At 71.7% G+C, this 15,239-nt stretch carries 13 protein-coding genes; 5 read left to right on the forward strand and 8 right to left on the reverse strand.

Going from position 1 to position 15,239, the window contains the following annotated elements:
* Positions 1-32 precede the first annotated feature (32 nt).
* From QQS16_RS37840 to QQS16_RS37860, 5 genes are all read right to left on the reverse strand, one after another.
* On the reverse strand, positions 33-2,966 hold the full coding sequence (locus tag QQS16_RS37840; RefSeq protein WP_286067083.1) for a SpoIIE family protein phosphatase: 2,934 nt from the start codon (positions 2,964-2,966) through the stop codon (positions 33-35).
* A 144-nt stretch (positions 2,967-3,110) separates the two neighbouring features.
* On the reverse strand, positions 3,111-3,458 hold the full coding sequence (locus QQS16_RS37845; RefSeq protein WP_286067085.1) for a putative quinol monooxygenase: 348 nt from the start codon (positions 3,456-3,458) through the stop codon (positions 3,111-3,113).
* Positions 3,459-3,532: 74 nt separating this feature from the next.
* Positions 3,533-5,269 (reverse strand): PEP-utilizing enzyme, encoded by a 1,737-nt coding sequence (locus QQS16_RS37850; protein ID WP_286067086.1) that lies wholly within the window; start codon positions 5,267-5,269, stop codon positions 3,533-3,535.
* 41 nt (positions 5,270-5,310) lie between these two features.
* On the reverse strand, positions 5,311-6,135 hold the full coding sequence (locus QQS16_RS37855; RefSeq protein WP_286067087.1) for an SDR family NAD(P)-dependent oxidoreductase: 825 nt from the start codon (positions 6,133-6,135) through the stop codon (positions 5,311-5,313).
* Complete coding sequence (locus QQS16_RS37860) at positions 6,132-7,406, reverse strand: aromatic ring-hydroxylating oxygenase subunit alpha (RefSeq protein ID WP_286067088.1); 1,275 nt, start codon at positions 7,404-7,406, stop codon at positions 6,132-6,134. The genes QQS16_RS37855 and QQS16_RS37860 overlap by 4 nt, the downstream gene beginning before the upstream one ends.
* Before the next feature lie 478 nt (positions 7,407-7,884).
* Between QQS16_RS37860 and QQS16_RS37865 the strand changes: the two genes are divergently transcribed.
* The 4 genes from QQS16_RS37865 (at position 7,885) to QQS16_RS37880 (ending at position 11,763) form a co-directional block, all read left to right on the forward strand.
* Positions 7,885-8,160: a VOC family protein gene (locus QQS16_RS37865; RefSeq protein WP_286067089.1), complete on the forward strand. Its 276-nt coding sequence runs from the start codon at positions 7,885-7,887 to the stop codon at positions 8,158-8,160.
* A gap of 105 nt (positions 8,161-8,265) precedes the next feature.
* Positions 8,266-9,276 (forward strand): thiamine pyrophosphate-dependent dehydrogenase E1 component subunit alpha, encoded by a 1,011-nt coding sequence (locus QQS16_RS37870; protein WP_286067090.1) that lies wholly within the window; start codon positions 8,266-8,268, stop codon positions 9,274-9,276.
* 5 nt (positions 9,277-9,281) lie between these two features.
* Positions 9,282-10,307, forward strand: a complete 1,026-nt coding sequence (locus QQS16_RS37875) for an alpha-ketoacid dehydrogenase subunit beta (RefSeq protein ID WP_286067092.1) — start codon at positions 9,282-9,284, stop codon at positions 10,305-10,307.
* A gap of 4 nt (positions 10,308-10,311) precedes the next feature.
* Positions 10,312-11,763 carry a dihydrolipoamide acetyltransferase family protein gene (locus tag QQS16_RS37880; RefSeq protein ID WP_286067094.1) on the forward strand — a complete coding sequence of 484 codons (1,452 nt, stop codon included), beginning with the start codon at positions 10,312-10,314 and terminating at the stop codon, positions 11,761-11,763.
* Positions 11,764-11,839: 76 nt separating this feature from the next.
* Here the strand turns inward: QQS16_RS37880 and QQS16_RS37885 are convergent, their stop codons facing one another.
* A complete protein-coding gene (locus QQS16_RS37885; RefSeq protein WP_286067095.1) occupies positions 11,840-12,448 on the reverse strand; it encodes a TetR/AcrR family transcriptional regulator in 609 nt (202 codons plus the stop codon).
* 142 nt (positions 12,449-12,590) lie between these two features.
* Between QQS16_RS37885 and QQS16_RS37890 the strand changes: the two genes are divergently transcribed.
* On the forward strand, positions 12,591-13,268 hold the full coding sequence (locus tag QQS16_RS37890) for a TetR/AcrR family transcriptional regulator (RefSeq protein WP_286067096.1): 678 nt from the start codon (positions 12,591-12,593) through the stop codon (positions 13,266-13,268).
* A 389-nt stretch (positions 13,269-13,657) separates the two neighbouring features.
* Here the strand turns inward: QQS16_RS37890 and QQS16_RS37895 are convergent, their stop codons facing one another.
* Positions 13,658-14,812 (reverse strand): thiolase family protein, encoded by a 1,155-nt coding sequence (locus QQS16_RS37895; RefSeq protein WP_286067097.1) that lies wholly within the window; start codon positions 14,810-14,812, stop codon positions 13,658-13,660.
* Complete coding sequence (locus QQS16_RS37900; RefSeq protein ID WP_286067099.1) at positions 14,809-15,234, reverse strand: Zn-ribbon domain-containing OB-fold protein; 426 nt, start codon at positions 15,232-15,234, stop codon at positions 14,809-14,811. Before QQS16_RS37900 ends, QQS16_RS37895 begins: the two co-directional genes overlap by 4 nt.
* Positions 15,235-15,239 lie beyond the last annotated feature (5 nt).

Consider the following 15,239-nt stretch of genomic DNA (forward strand, 5'->3'; position numbering starts at 1 on the left):
GCGTTCCTTCCCGACCGTACGGATCGGCTCGTCTATCCGATGTCGGGAATATCATCCCAATCTATCCCGGTGACGGACGGCATCGTCGTAGGGACATCCAGAGCGCACTCGGCCCAGATGACCTTGCCGCCGTCGGTGTAGCGGGTCCCCCAGGCCTGAGCGAGCCGGGCGACGAGGAACAGGCCGCGACCACCCTCGTCGGTGGCGGCCGCGTGCCGCAGCCGGGGAGCGGTGCTGCTGGTGTCGGAGACCTCGAAGATCAGGGTGCGGCCATGGATCACGCGTACCCGAAGGGGGCCGCCGGCGTGGCGGATGGCGTTGGTGACCAGCTCGCTGAGCAGCAGCTCGGCGGAGAACACGGCCTCGTCGAGCCCCCACTCGGTGAGCCGGCGGGTGACGTCGGCGCGTACGCCGGAGACACGGGCCGGGTCCGCGGGCAGGTCCCAGGTGGCGATCCGGCCGTGCGCCAGGGTCTGGGTACGGGCGACGAGCAGCGCGATGTCGTCGGCGGGGTGGTCGGGCACCACGGCGTCCACCACCGCCCGGCAGGTGTCCTCGGGCGAGGGTCCCGACCGGGCGAGGGCGTCCCGCAGCTGGTCGAGGGCCGTGTCGATGTCGCGGTGGCGGTCTTCGATGAGTCCGTCGGTGTAGAGGACGAGCCGACTGCCTTCGGGGACGTGGATCTCGGCCGTCTCGAAGGGCAGGCCGCCCAGTCCGAGGGGCGGTCCGGCCGGCAGGCCGGGAAACGTCACCGTGCCGTCGGGGTGGACCAGGGCGGGCGGGGGGTGGCCGGCGCGTGCCAGGGTGCACAGCTGCGAGGTCGGGTCGTAGATGGCGTACAGGCAGGTGGCGCCGATGATGCCGATGCCTTCGGTGCCCGGTTCCTCGCCGCCCTCGTCCCGGTCGAGGCGGGCGACGAGGTTGTCGAGCTGGGTGAGGACCTCGTCGGGCGCCAGGTCCAGCTCGGCGAAGTTGCGTGCGGCGATACGCAGCCGGCCCATGGTGACGGCGGCGTGCAGGCCGTGGCCGACGACGTCGCCGACGACGAGGGCGACGCGGGTGCCGGACAGGGGGATGACGTCGAACCAGTCGCCGCCCACTCCGGACTCGGCGGGCAGATAGCGATGGGCGACCTCGACGGCGTCCTGCTCGGGCAGGCGCTGCGGAAGCAGACTGCGTTGCAGGGCCAGGACCATGGTGTGTTCGCGGGTGTAGCGGCGGGCGTTGTCGATGCAGACCGCGGCGCGCGTGGCGAGTTCCTGGGCCAGCGAACGGTCGTCGTCCCCGAAGGGGGCGCGCTCGCGCGTGCGGTAGAAGCTGACGATGCCCAGGACGACGCCGCGGGCGAGCAGCGGGGCGGTGATGAGAGAGCGCAGCCCGTACGCGAGAAGGCCTCCGGTGTGCTCCGGGTCCTGCGAGAACCGGTCGGCGGCGGCCCTCAGATCGGGTTCCAGCACTGCCTGTTCGTCGGTCAGGCAACGGAGCCGGGGAGTGCCGGGACGCAGGCCGATCCGCTCGCCGAGCGCCTGGAAGGGGCCGTCGTCGCGGATGCCGTGGATCACCAGGCGGTGCAGGTCGGTACGGGGATCGGCGGACTCCTCGCCGCGCAGCACGGCCTCGGAAAGGTCGATGGTGACGAAGTCGGCCAGGCGCGGCACGGCCATGTCGGCGAGTTCGTGGGCGGTGCGGGGCACGTCCAGGGTGGTACCGATGCGGGCGCTGGCCTCGGACAGCAGCTCCAGGCGCCGCCGTGCCGCGACGGCGTGCATGCCCACGCCCGGTTCGCCCAGCAGCACCAGCCGTCCGCCGGTGAGGCCGTCGGCGCCGCCGGGCGCGGTGGCCGGCTCGGCCGTGCGGGCGGTCGTGGGCCGCGCCGGTACCCCGGCCGCGGGGTGGGCCGGTGCCGGCGCGGCGACATGGGCCGGGCGTCCGGCCGGCAGGACGGCGGGTGCGACGGCTTCCCGTGCCGGGGGGCCTTCCCCTGCCGCGGGGCCTGCGTGTGCCGCGTGACCGAGCCGCGCACGCGGGTGCGCGGGTGCGGGCCGCTGCCCCGGTGAGGTGTCGGTGAGGACCGCCTCGACGGCGACGCCTGCCACACCGGAGGCGCTTGTCACGACATGGCTCAGCAGAACGACCCGCCGGCCGTCCGAGAGGGTCACCTCGACGCCGGCCCGCTGGGCCGAGGCGATCAACTCGGCGGCCTTCTCCGTGAGGACCGTCCGATCACGCCGGTCGAGGCCGCTGCGGACCAGCTCGTCCACCGGGAGCAGGTGCCCGTCCCCGTCCGCCGCACCGGCCCGCAACCGGCGCCTGGCGTCGAGATACGCGCTCAGCAGCCCGCGCTCCCGCGCCGAGTTGTCCGCCAGGAGTCGCCGCTCGATGGCGCCTGCCGCCTCGCGTATCACGGTGTCCATCGCGGGATCCACGTCGGTGTGCGGACACCCGAGGGAGAGGATGCCCTCGACATCTCCGCTGAGCAGATCACGCACGGGGATCGCCGAGCAGGCGTTCGCCTGTGAGCGCTCCGCGAAGTGCTCGGCTCCGTAGACCTGGCACAGCCGCCGTTCCGCGAGCGCGATGCCGATGCCGTTGGTTCCGGCGACCTCCTCGGCGAACACGAACCCCGGAACGCTCTGGATGGGGGCGAGTTGCCTGGCCATGGACGCCTCGCCGAAGCGGCGCCGCAGCACCGTCCCGCTCGCGTCGGCCAGAGCCACGTTCATGCGACGGCCCGCGAACCTGGACTGCAGCCAGTCGAGCACCGGCCCGGCCGCGTGCACGAGCCGGCTGTCCAGATCGACGTCCTCGCGGAAGGGCAGCTCGGACTGGTCCGGGGAGAGCCCGAGCAGCACGGAGCGCTGCCAGGAACTCAGGATCAGGTCCCGCACGCCTCCCTCGACCGGTCCGCCCTCCAGGAACCGCTCACGGGCACGTGAGGGACCGATGGAATCCCCCACAAATCCCATGCGGATCACTTCCCTCGTCGGACCGTGGTCGGCTGCCGTCCGGTTCGCTCGCCGTTCGGGAAGCCGCCGCTCTCATGTAGATATTAGAACTATGTTCATGAGTAAGCGTGTTTCAGCCCTTTGAAGATGAATGTGCGGGGGTGGCTAGCGCAGGGACCGCGCCGCCGTGACGCCGAAGGTCTCCAGGGAGACCCCCACCCGGGACAGCCCTGACGTGGCCGCGCGGAAGTCCTTGATGTGCGCCGTGCCGAAGTGCTCGTCCAGGGCCTGCTGGGAGATCCATCGCTCGTACACCCGGATCCTGCGCTCGTCGGACGGGTCCGCGGCCATGGCGTAGTCCAGACAGCCGGGCTCCTCCGCACGGGTCCGCTTCCCGACCTCGACGAGGTGGCCCAGCATCGTGTCGCGGTCCGCCGGCTCGTAGTCCATCCAGCCGGCGACGATGATCTGCTCCGCTTCCGCCGCGTTGTCCGCCTCGTTGTCCTCTGCCACGGTGATCCTCTCCCTGCTCATGCCCGTGGGCCCGTCGCCCTCTGTCAGGAAGGAACGACGGGCCCGCGGGCCGTTCAGATGGCGAGTGCCGCCGGGACGCTGTCCACGGTGACCGTGCCCTTGGTGCCGTCGACCGTGATCACCATGCCGTCCCGCAGCCGTTGCGTACCGCCTTCGACGGAGATGACGGCCGGGATGCCCAGCTCGCGGCAGACCACGACGGCGTGGCTGTTGAGCGCGCCCACATCCACGACGGCCGCTCCGGCGACCAGGAACAGCGGGGTCCAGGCGGCGTCCGTGATCGGTGCCACCAGGACCTCGCCCGGTTCCAGCGCCTCGCACGAGGCCGGGTCGGAGACCACCCGCACCCTGCCGGTGTACGTGCCCTGGCTGCCGCCGACCCCGGTCAGCACGTCGCTCTCCCGGGCGGCCGCGATTCCTTCCTCGCGGCGCCGCGGCCAGGTGTCGATCTCGGTCTGCGCGTCCGCCGCGATGAAGAACGGCGGCTCCAGTTCCCGCAGGCCGGCGTACTCCACGAGCCGCTGGGCGATGACGGGGCCGAAGGAGTCCGGGGCGGCGACATAGTCGTCCAGCTCGGTGTCCAGCAGCATCATCACGTCCTCGGGCGCGGCGAAGCGTCCCGCCTCGACCCCACGGCGGCCCAGCTCCCGTACCGTCATCCGGATCTCGTTGATGACGGACACGCAGTTGGCCTTGGTGCGCTCGCGGGCCGGGATCCACACCTGCGAGGCGTGCATGCCGGCGTCGAACATCGGCCGTACGTCCTCCGGGAGCGCGGCCCGGATCTCCGCCGCGATCTGCGTACGGCGCTCCGTGAGCCGGCGGTGGCGCTCGGCGGGGGAGTCGTCGTCGGGACTGTGCCGGATCCGGTCGACCAGGGCCAGCGCCTGGACGGGCGAGGCCTCCCAGGACAGCGCGTGGATGTCCCACTCGTTGGGGCCGCGGTCGCCGGAGGCCGCCAGGAACTCCTCGAAGGAGTCCCGGAACGCCTTCACGTCCCCGCTCGCCCCGTCGAGCGCCCGCTGCACCGCGGCCGGTCCCTGGGCGAACAGCGCGGTCAGCTCGGCCGAGGCCACCACCTGCCGGGACAGCGCCCACAGCCCGGTCGAGGGGGAGGCGGAGTCGACGTCACCGAGTCCGGCGATCAGGTCCAGCATGGCGCCGGGGCGGTCCAGGCTCGCGCACAGCGGGCCGAGGATCGCCGGTCCGACGGACGCGGGCAGCGACGACTCGACATGGCGCTGGAAGGTGATCTCCACGTCGTCCAGCAGTGAGCGGGCGTGTGCCACCAGTTCCGTGTCGGACAGCCGGGCCAGGTCCGGCCGCTCGCGGCGGACGCGGCGCAGCCGCTCCCGGTCGGCGTCGGCCTCGGGGAAGTTGCTCTGGCCCAGCATGCGCTGGACCGTCGCCCCGGCCTTGGCCGTCAGTTCCCCGTCCTGGTCCTGCGGATGCGCCACGTACACCGGGGTGTCCGAGCGCTGGCCGACGAAGGCCGTGTCGATCTGGTCGGCGGTCTGCCCCATGCGGATGCCGAACAGTCGCATGTGGGAGAGGTTGAGGTAGAAGTAACCGCCGAACATCCCGACGAAGGGCGGCCGGGGGCCGGTCACCTCCTCCTCGCGGTAGATGCCGAAGCCGACGAAGCCGTTGCGCCAGCCGTGCAGACCGCGTCCCCACACCAGGGACCAGCCCAGCGGGCTGGCCGGCTCGGGCAGGGTCTCGCCCGCGTTGGCGCGGGTGTAGTGCGGCAGCCGCTCGCTGCGCCGCCAGTCGGTGATCCAGCTCTTCATGCCGAGGCTCTCCCGCTCTCCGTGCTCGCGTCCGCCATCGGCTACCACTGCGCCGTTCCGCCGTCCACGCTGATCAGCGTGCCCGTGATACCCGCGCCGTTGTCGCTCGCCAGCAGCGTGGCGACCGCCGCGATCTGCTCCACGGTGGTGATCTGCTTGGTGGCGGCGTGCTCGGCGAAACGGCCCAGCCACACCTCGTACGAGATGCCCTCGGCCTCGGCCGCGGCCGGACCGGCCTCCCGCATCAGGTCGGTGTCGACGGCGCCGGGGCAGATGGCGTTGCAGGTGATGCCCTGGGTGCCGTACTCGAAGGCGGTCGCCTTGGTCAGGCCGTGGATGGCGTGCTTGTTGGTGATGTAGTGGCTGATGGCCGGCTTGTTGGCCTGCTTGCCCTCGACCGAGGAGATGTTGATGATGCGGCCCCAGCCGCCCTCCAGCATCTTCGGCAGCGCCCGGCGGGTGCCGTAGAAGTAGGCGTTGAGGTTCAGGTTGAGAGCGTTGTGCCAGGCCTCGTCGCTGAGCTGGTGGACGGGGGCGAAGCCCGAGGTGCCGCCGACGTTGTTGACCCAGATGTCGAGCCGGCCGAAGCGCTCCGCGGCGAAGTCCGCGAGGGCCTCGATGTCCTCCTGGCTGTTGGCGTCGCAGGGGTGGAAGACCGCCCGGTCCCCGGCACCGATCTCCTCCAGGGCCTGCTTGCCCTTGAGCTCGGAACGGCCGCTGATGACCACCGTGGCGCCCTGGGCCAGGAAGGACTCGGCGATGGCCCGTCCGATGCTGCGTGTGCTGCCCGTGATCACCGCGACACGTCCGTCGAGGCTGCCCGTAGCCACCATGTTGTTCTCCTGCGCGTCTTGTGGGTTGGTCACCTGGCGGCTCTCGCCGCGTGGTCCAGGTGTGCGTGAACGGTGCGGTGGAAGTGCTGGAGTCCGGGCTCGTTGCGTCCGAAGACGAAGTCGGTCCCGTTCAGGGCCGCAAGCCCCTGCTGGACTCCGTAGGTGGTCGCGTAGTCCTCGTCGCGGACCACCTCGTGGAACCACTCGCCGAACGTGTCGGCGGCGTGCCGCTCCTCGTCGGTGACCGCCGGATCGCGCAGCAGGATGATCTGCTGGGTGACCGACTCGGTGGCCGTCCGGGGGAGGACCAGGGAGACGGCGATCTTGTTGCGCCAGCCGCCGGCTATCGCGAGACCGGGGTAGAGCCAGTAGATGGCTCCGACGCACTCGCCGGGGTCGCGCTGGTCCGGAGGCAGCTCGACCGCCTGCGCGATGGGGCGCAGGGCCGCTGAGAGGCGCTGGTGAGGGCCCCAGGTGTCGTGGGCCATCATGTTGGAGAGGTTCGTCTCGAACACCGTCTTCGGGTGCAGCGAGGCGAAGTGGTACGTCTCCAGATAGCCGTCGAGCGTGACCTTCCAGTTGGGGCTGGTCAGCTCCTTGGTCGAGTAGTGGTGGCAGTCCCCGAGACGCATCCCCTCGAGGAGCGGCTGGAGGTCACCGAGCCACTCGTCCAGGTCGGGCTCGGCCGCCGGGTCCAGCGAGACGAAGACGATGCCGGCGCGTTCCCCGGCCGGGAGCCGCAGCAGGCTGCGTCCCGCGCGTGACACGTCGCCGAAGGTCTGCTCGGCGTACACGCCCCGCAACTCGCCCGCCAGGTCGTACGACCAGGAGTGGTACGGGCAGGTGAGCCGCTTCGACACCCCGCAGCCGGGCTCGATGATCTTGGCCCCGCGGTGGCGGCAGGCGTTGATCATCGCGTGGACGACGCCCTGCCGGTCGCGGGTGATCAGGACCGGGACACCGAGGACGTCCAGCGCCTTGTAGGTGTTCGGCCCGGGCAGCTCGGCCGACATGGCGAGCGGCAGGGGAACGGTGCGGTGGACCGCGTCCATCTCCCGCTGCCAGCGGTCGGCGTCGGAGTAGTGGGCGACGGGTTCCGTCCACTGGCCGTCCGCCTCGTGCGTCGTGTTGCCGCGGTAGTGCTCCATCACGCGCTCGACGAGTTCGGCGGCTTCCCGCCGCATCGCCACGGACGCGGCGTCGGTCGACCGGTCCTGGCTGATCCACGAGGAGTATGCCGGCGCCGGGGGAACGTGACGCTCGGCGTCGGCCCCCCGGGTCTCCGGGGAACTGGTCTGGACCACGATGTCCTCACAATCCTTCCAGCCGCGAGTTCGGGAAGGGCCTCTGATATGGCAGCTGGGCTGTGAGCCACACGACAACAGGGGTAAGTGTTGTCTGTCAATAGAAAGTGCGGAAGTGGCGGCTCGGTGGCCCCCAGGTCACATCACCTTCGCCCGGGACAAAAAGGTCGTGTGATCGGCCGATCTTTCTATTGACCGGCTCCAGTTGCGGGAGTGTGATGGCCGCACGCTCGGCGGAGAGGTGGTGCGATGGACGACGACAGGGCCGGCCGGATGTCCGAGGTGGGGGCGCGTATGACCGAGCCGTTCGAGGCGGGTGTCGTCGTGCGTGACCTGGGGTTGATGGAGCGCTTCTGCCGGGAGGTGCTCGGCTGCTTCGAGGTGCACCGCTCCCGGGTGCCGATGTCGGTCGCCCTGCCGGCCGGACTCGGTGACGAACTCCTCGTCGTCTGGCTCCAGGTGCCGGCGGGGGGGGCGGGTGAAGCTGATCCGGCCCCGGTCCGCCCCGGCGCCCACCGAACCGGTACTGCCGCTGACCGCGCGCCGGGGCCTGTCCTGTCTCACCTTCCACCCGGACGACCTGGACCCGGTCGTGGCGGCTCTGGTGGCCGGGGGCGCCCGGCCGCTGTCGGACCCGGTCGTCGTCCGGGCGCGTGGCCGCCGGATCAGTTTCTGGGCGGATCCGGAGGGCAACGCGCTGGAGCTGGTCGACGGGCGCGCAGACGTTCGGGAGCCGGGTCCGTCCGGGCCGTAGTAATTAGAGAACCTCTTCAGTAAGGTGCCCTCAGCTGGTTACTGTAGACCGGCACAACAAAGTCCGATCGCGTGACACACCTCGCTCGGGGCGAAGGGGCGGACGATGGCTCAGAGGGCATCGAAGAAGTCGGCCGATCCGGCCGCGAACCAGACATCCGCGCAGGTCATCAGGGATCTGCACGAGCGCATGGTGCGCATCCGCCTGTTCGAGACAGAGGCGGGAAAGCTCATGGAGGCCGGCAAGCTGCCGGGCTTCCTGCATCTCTACGTCGGTCAGGAGGCCGTCGCCGCGGGTGTGATGGCGGCCCTGCGTGACGACGACCAGATCACCTCCACGCACCGCGGACACGGCCACGCCGTGGCCAAGGGCGTCAGCTTCAACCACATGTACTCGGAGCTGTACGGCCGGGTGACCGGCGCCTGCCTCGGCCGCGGCGGCAGCATGCACATCAACGACGTCACCCTCGGCATGCTCGGCGCCAACGGCATCGTCGGCGCCGGCATCCCGATCGCCGTCGGCGCCGCCTTCGCCGCCCAGTACCGGGGCGAGGACAACATCGCCGTCACCTTCTTCGGCGACGGCGCCACCAACATCGGCAGCTTCCACGAGGCCGCGAACATGGCCGCCATCCTGCGTCTGTCGGTCCTGTTCGTCTGCGAGAACAACGGCTACGCCGAGTTCACCCCGCAGTCGAAGCACATGCTGATCACCGATGTCGCCGACCGCGCCGCGTCCTACGGCATGCCCAGCGTGATCGTCGACGGCATGGACGCGCTCGCCGTCCACCAGGCCACCGTCGAGGCCGTCGCGCACGCCCGGGCCGGCGAGGGCCCCATGTTCATCGAGGCCAAGACCTACCGCTACTACGACCACCAGGGCGTCAAGGGGCTGCGCCACCCCTACCGCTCGGACGCCGAGGTCGAGGAGTGGAAGGCCCGCGACGCGATCGACCTGCTGGAGGCCCGTGCCCTCGCCGACGGCACCGCCACCCGCGCCGAGCTGGACGACACCTGGCAGCGCACCCGCGACGAGATCGCCGAGGCCATCGCCTACGCCGAGGCCAGCCCGCTGCCCGACACCGCAGACCTCCTCCTCAACGTCTACTCGGGATGACCGCCATGACCACCATCACCGAAGCTCCGGCCCTCGCCGCGGACGGCACAGGCCGCGAGCTCAGCTACGTCAAGGCCTTCAACGAGGGTCTGGCGCAGGCCATGCGCGAGGACGAGAACGTCTTCGTCGCCGGCGAGGACGTCGCCGGCTACGGCGGTGTCTTCCGGATGTTCGACAACCTGCTCGACGAGTTCGGCCCCCGCCGCATGATCGACACCCCGATCTCCGAGGCCGCGCTCGTCGGCCTGGGCGTGGGCGCCGCCGCCCGGGGCCTGCGCCCCGTCGTCGACCTGATGTTCATGGACTTCATCGGCGTCTGCCTGGACCAGATCGTCAACCAGGCCGCCAAGATGAAGTACATGTTCGGCGGCTCCGTGTCGGTGCCGCTCACCATCACCACGGCCTCCGGTGCGGGCCTGGGCGCCGCCGCGCAGCACAGTCAGAGCCTGGAGGCCTGGCTCTGCCACGTGCCCGGCCTCAAGGTCGTGATGCCGTCCGACGCGTACACCGCCAAGGGCCTGACCGTCTCCGCGATCCGGGACGACAACCCGGTCGTCGTGATGCTCAACAAGGTCCTGCTCGGCAGCAAGAGCGAGGTGCCCGAGCACATCTACGGCATCCCGCTCGGCCAGGCCCACACCGCGCGGCAGGGCTCCGACGTCACCGTCATCGCCCTGGGCCGCATGGTGGGCGAGGCCCTGGCCGCGGCCGGGGAACTGGCCGCCGAGGGCATCGAGGTCGAGGTGATCGACCCGCGCACCGTGCAACCCCTGGACACCGACACGATGATCGCCTCCGCGCGCCGCACCAACCGGGTCCTCGTGGTGCACGAGGCCGTCACCTTCGGCGGGCTCGGCGCGGAGATCGCCGCCCAGATCCAGGACGCGGCCTTCGACCACCTGGACGCGCCCGTCCTGCGCGTCGGCGCCCCCTTCTCCCCGGTGCCGTTCTCCCCGGTCCTGGAGAAGGCCTACGTACCCGACCAGGCCCGCATCGTGCGGGGCTGCCGGCGTCTGCTCGAAAGGTCGTGACGTAGTGGCGGTCGAGGTTCTGCTGCCGAAGATCGGCCTGACCATGCAGGAAGGCACGATCGACGAGTGGCTCGTGCCCGTCGGCGGCTTCGTCGCGGAGGGCGAGGCGCTGCTGCGGCTGGCCACCGACAAGGTCGACGTCGACGTCGAGGCGGAGGCCCAGGGACTGTTCCACCCCGTGGTCGAGGCCGGGGCGACCGTTCCGGCCGGAGCGCTCATCGGCTGGCTGCTGGAGGAGGGCGAGCAGCCACCGGGACAGGGCGGCACGTCGACGCCCGCCGAATCGGCGTCGCCCGGCGCGGACGCGGGGTCCGCGGCCGGCGGCGTCCCCTCGGAGGTGGCGGCGGCGGTCAACGGCACCGGAGCGCTCAACGGCACCGTGCCGGGCAACGGCTCACCGGCGCTCGACGGCTCCGGCGGCCGGCTCCTGACCTCGCCGAACGCCCGGCGGGTGGCGGCGGACTCCGGCGTCGACCTGACAGCCCTGCGCGGCACCGGGCCCGGCGGCCGGATCGTCTCCGAGGACGTGGAGGAGTACCTCCTCGTCCCCGCGCCGCAACCGCCGGTCAGCCTGCCGACCGACGCGGTCACCCCGGTCTCCCCGCTGGTCCGCCGCCAGGCGAAGGAGCGGGGCATCGACCTCGCGGACGTCCGCGGCACGGGCGCGGGCGGCCGGATCAGACGGGCCGACCTGGACGCAGCCATTCCGGCGGCCGCGTCGGCACCGCCCCCGGCGACGGCCCGCGAGGCCTATGCCGCACCGCGGCCCGGGGACGTCATCCCGCTCACCGGCATGCGCGGCACCATCGCCCGCCGGATGCACGCCAGCCTCCAGGAGATGGCCCAGCTCACACACGGCTACGAGGTGCGGATGGACGCCGTCGTGGCCCTGCGAACGCAGTTGAAGCGGGAGTGGGCCGACGACGACCTGCCGGTGCCCAGCCTGAACGACTTCCTGATGAAGGCCGCCGCCCTGGGCCTGCGGGAACACCCGCTGCTCAACGCGGGGGTATTCGAGGACGGCGTCCACCTGTACGAGGGCGTCCATCTCGGGTTCGCGGTCGCGGTACCGGGCGGCCTGCTCGTCCCCGTGATCGAGGACGCGGCGGAGCTGTCACTGCCCGGCATGGCCCTCAGGTCGCGGGAGTTGGCCGACAACGCCCGGTCCGGCCGGATCTCCCCGGCGCTGCTGGAAGGAGGCACGTTCACCGTCACCTCACTGGGCGGCTACGGCGTCGACTTCTTCACCCCCGTCATCAACCCCGGCAACGTCGCCATTCTCGGCGTGGGCAGGCTCAGGGACGGTGTCGAGTGGGTGGACGACCAGCCGCGCCGCACCCAGGTGCTCACTCTGAGTCTCACCTTCGACCACCGCGCGGTGGACGGAGCGCCGGCGGCCGAGTACCTGCGCACGGTCGGCGCGCTGCTGCGCAAGCCGCTGCGGCTCCTGGTGTGACGTTCCCAGCCCCGCGCCTGTCGACCGTTTCCACCCCATCCGGTCGGCGGGCGCGGCCCGTTCCCCGGGCAGTCCGCTACTCGGCCACCGGATCGGCGATCCGCTCGGCGAGCCGGCCCACCTCGCGCAGGAAGGAACGGTGCCCGAGGGAGCGGTAGACGTCGTCCCCCCGGACCTGCGAGACCGCCGCGGTCTCCAGCAGCGCCAGCACCCCCAGACCGATCACCGCGGCCTCCGCCTCGGTCACCGGCTCGCGGCCCTTGCGGACCAGCAGCACCAGGCGGTCCAGCAGCTCCGTACGGATCCTGTGGCGCAGCGCCTCCGCCTCCTGGCTCATGCCGGCCGAGGACACGAAGAACACGGTGGCGGCGGCCCGGTGCTCGCCGAGCCAGACCACCAGCGACGTGACGGCCGGTCCGATGTCCGAGCCGGGCGCGTGCGCCTCGGCGAGCGTCTCCACCTGCTCGCGGAGCGCGGCGGCGAACACCCGCATCCCCTCCACCAGGACCTGGTCCTTGGAGGAGAAGTGGTAGTACACCGCGGCCGACGTCATCTCCGCCCGCGCCGCGATGTCGGCCACCGTCACCTCGTCCGGCGGCTGGGTGGCGAAGAGCTCGGTGGCCGCCTCGATCACCCACTGCCTGCGCGAAGGGCGGTGAGCTGCGCGCGTCCCGGATGTAGTCATGGTGTCAAGTATGCCGTGATCTTCCCGCTCCAGAACCACGCGGGTGCCAGGATTCACGGGACGGACCAGGGGGAGTAACTGGATAACATGGTCAGTACGCCGGAGCGCACAGGCACACCGGTCGCGGCAACCGCCAGGGAGCATGATGGCCACCACGAACGGCAAGCAGCCCGCGCACGGCAAGCAGCCGGCCCACCGTCCCTCACGACGTCAGCACATCATCGACGCCGCCGTGCGGGTGTTCGGCCGCAACGGCTTCGCGGAGACCAGTGTGCAGGACATCGCGGACGAGGCCCAGGTGGTGCCCACGGCCGTCTACTACCACTTCGCGGGCAAGGAGGAGCTGCTCGAACTCGCCATGCGGAGGGTCTTCGACCAGCTGAACACCGTCGTGGAGACGGCCCGGCCGGACACCGAGCCGGGTGACGCCGAGGGCCTGATGCGCGTCATCGACGCCGTGTGGGACTGGGTGGAGAAGAACCCGGACGAGGCCCGGCTGTACCAGGTACAGATCGCCTCGGCCAACGGCAACATCAAGCTCATGCGAGACGAGTTCGAGCAGCGGCACATCCAACGGGCGTACGACTACCTGCCCGAGAGCACCACCCGCAGCCCCCGGGCGGCCAAGGCCCGGCACGCCTCGCAGGCGCTCGCGGTCCGTACGCTCATCAGCACGACCATCCTGGTGACCGCGCTGCGGGCGGAGGGCGGACCGCTGTCCCGGCTGCCGTCCCGGTCCGTGCAGAAGGCGGTCAGGTCGCTGGCGCTGCGCATCGTCGCCGCCGACCAGCAGGCCGAGTCCGCGGCCACCTCGGCGTAGGGCCGCAGTGGTGCGGCGACCGCCGGTGCGGCCCGTGACCGCCGCTTCAGCCGGTGTCCGCGAGAGCCGGACCCATCACGCTCCGTGACAGCCGGTTCACCAGGGCCGATCAGTGCCCCGGCCTCGCGCATCGTCTCGGCGACGCTCGACGCGGAACCCACGTCCAGGGCGAGCGGCAGGGCCGCCGGCCCGACGGCGCGGCACACCTCCTCGGCCGCCTCCCGGTTCCGCGCCCCGACCAGGACCCGCAGCCCCCGTCCGCGAGCTGCCGGCAGATCTCCGCGCCGATCCCGCGCGCGCCACCGGTGACCAGGGCGGTCCTGCGCTCGCTCATGTCGGGTCCTCACTGGTTCGGGTGGTGGGGGAGTGCTGGGGTGCGGCCGGGCCGGTCAGACCGTCAGTACCGCGCAGGCGCTGATCCCGGGCGCCCCGTACACGTGGGTGAAGCCCACCTCGGGACCGCCGGGCACCTGTACGCCCGGTGCGCGGCCCTGCAACTGCCGTACGACCTCGTGGAACTGGCGCAGTCCCGAGGCGCCGACCGGTTCGCCGCCCGCGAGGCAGCCGCCGTCGGTGTTGACGGGGATCCGGCCCGTCGGGTCGGTGGCCCCCGAGGACAGCAGCTCCTCCTGCTCGCCGTGCCCGCACAGCCCGGTCTCGGCCAGGTGGATCAACTCCGAGCCGCTGTCGGTGTCCTGCAACTGGGCCACCCGTACATCGGCGGGCCCCAGCCCCGCCCCCCGGAAGACCGCCTCCGCCGCGTCGACGCTCGGACTGCGGTGCGGTCCCGGCGGCAGCCAGGGCGAGAAGACCTCGAACGAGCCGAACCGTCTGGTCCGGAAGGCCAGCGAGGCCAGCCGCACCGGCCGTTCGCACAGGTCGAACGCGCGGTCGCCGCGGGCCAGCACCAGTGCCGCCGCGCCCTGGCCCGGCGAACAGAACATGTACTGGGTGAGCGGCGGGCTCACCTCGGGGGAGTGCAGGATCTCCTCCTCCGTGAGCTCCTTGCGCCGCCAGGCCAGGGGGTGGCGGGAGCCGTTGCGGAAGGCGCGCGCGGCCACCGACGCCAGGGCCCGTTCGGCAATGCCGTGCTCGTGCAGATAGCGCTGCGTCTTCAGGGCGAAGAACTGGGTCGTCAGCATCATCCCGGTCTCCGCGTACCAGTCGCCGAGGCCGTAACGGGCCGCGGAGACGTGGAACGCGCCCCGCTCGTGCTTGTCGAACCCCACGGCCAGCCCCAGCGAGGCCTCGCCCGCCCGCAGCGCGTTGGCCACCGTGAGCACCGTCGAGGCGCCGGTGGCGCAGCCGTTCTGCACGTTGACGAACGGCACTCCGGTCAGCCCGAGCCGGCCCACCAGTGTGTCGGGCTTGCCGGACACGTCGGAGCCGCCGGCCGCGTAGCCGATGTCCTCCCAGGCGACACCGGCGTCGGCCAGGGCCTCCCGTACCGCGTAGGCGGCCATGTCCATCCCGGTCACGGTCTCGTCGCGGCCGAAGGGGTGCATCCCGCACCCGACCACGTAGACCTCGTCGGTGCGGCTCATCGCTGCCCTTGCGTGTGCGGGTCCGGGCGGAACGCGAAGGTCAGCACGTCGGTGCCGTCCTCCTCCTGGTACGCGGCCACCGTGGTGAGCCGGACCGGAAGGCCGATCCGGATCTCCGGGCGGGACACCGCCAGCCGGGTCTCGACGAGCACGTCACCGAGGTCCACGTAGCCCACGAGATACGGCTGGTGTCCCCCGAATGGTGGCCGGTACGGCGGTTTGGGCGCGAAGGCCTGCACCGTCCACGACCACACGCTCCCGTTCACCGGCAGCGGGTGCGCGGACAGGGGGCCGGCCGAGCACTTGGGGCAGGAGTCCTGCCGGGGGAAGACGACGGTGCCGCATCCCGTGCAGCGCGCCCCCACCAGGCGCGGGGGGTCCGCGCCGTCGAAGAGGCCCTCGTCGATGAGTCTGGTGGTCATGCCGG

It is taken from the genome of Streptomyces sp. ALI-76-A (assembly GCF_030287445.1).
Taxonomy (GTDB): Bacteria; Actinomycetota; Actinomycetes; order Streptomycetales; family Streptomycetaceae; genus Streptomyces.

Excerpts from the sequence above, each read along its gene's own strand:
- QQS16_RS37840 (WP_286067083.1), bottom strand. The coding sequence starts at position 2,966 with ATGGGATTTGTGGGGGATTCCATCGGTCCCTCACGTGCCCGTGAGCGG.
- QQS16_RS37850 (WP_286067086.1), bottom strand. The coding sequence starts at position 5,269 with ATGAAGAGCTGGATCACCGACTGGCGGCGCAGCGAGCGGCTGCCGCAC.
- QQS16_RS37870 (WP_286067090.1), top strand. The coding sequence starts at position 8,266 with ATGGCTCAGAGGGCATCGAAGAAGTCGGCCGATCCGGCCGCGAACCAG.
- QQS16_RS37875 (WP_286067092.1), top strand. The coding sequence starts at position 9,282 with ATGACCACCATCACCGAAGCTCCGGCCCTCGCCGCGGACGGCACAGGC.
- QQS16_RS37885 (WP_286067095.1), bottom strand. The coding sequence starts at position 12,448 with ATGACTACATCCGGGACGCGCGCAGCTCACCGCCCTTCGCGCAGGCAG.
- QQS16_RS37890 (WP_286067096.1), top strand. The coding sequence starts at position 12,591 with ATGATGGCCACCACGAACGGCAAGCAGCCCGCGCACGGCAAGCAGCCG.
- QQS16_RS37895 (WP_286067097.1), bottom strand. The coding sequence starts at position 14,812 with ATGAGCCGCACCGACGAGGTCTACGTGGTCGGGTGCGGGATGCACCCC.
- QQS16_RS37900 (WP_286067099.1), bottom strand. The coding sequence starts at position 15,234 with ATGACCACCAGACTCATCGACGAGGGCCTCTTCGACGGCGCGGACCCC.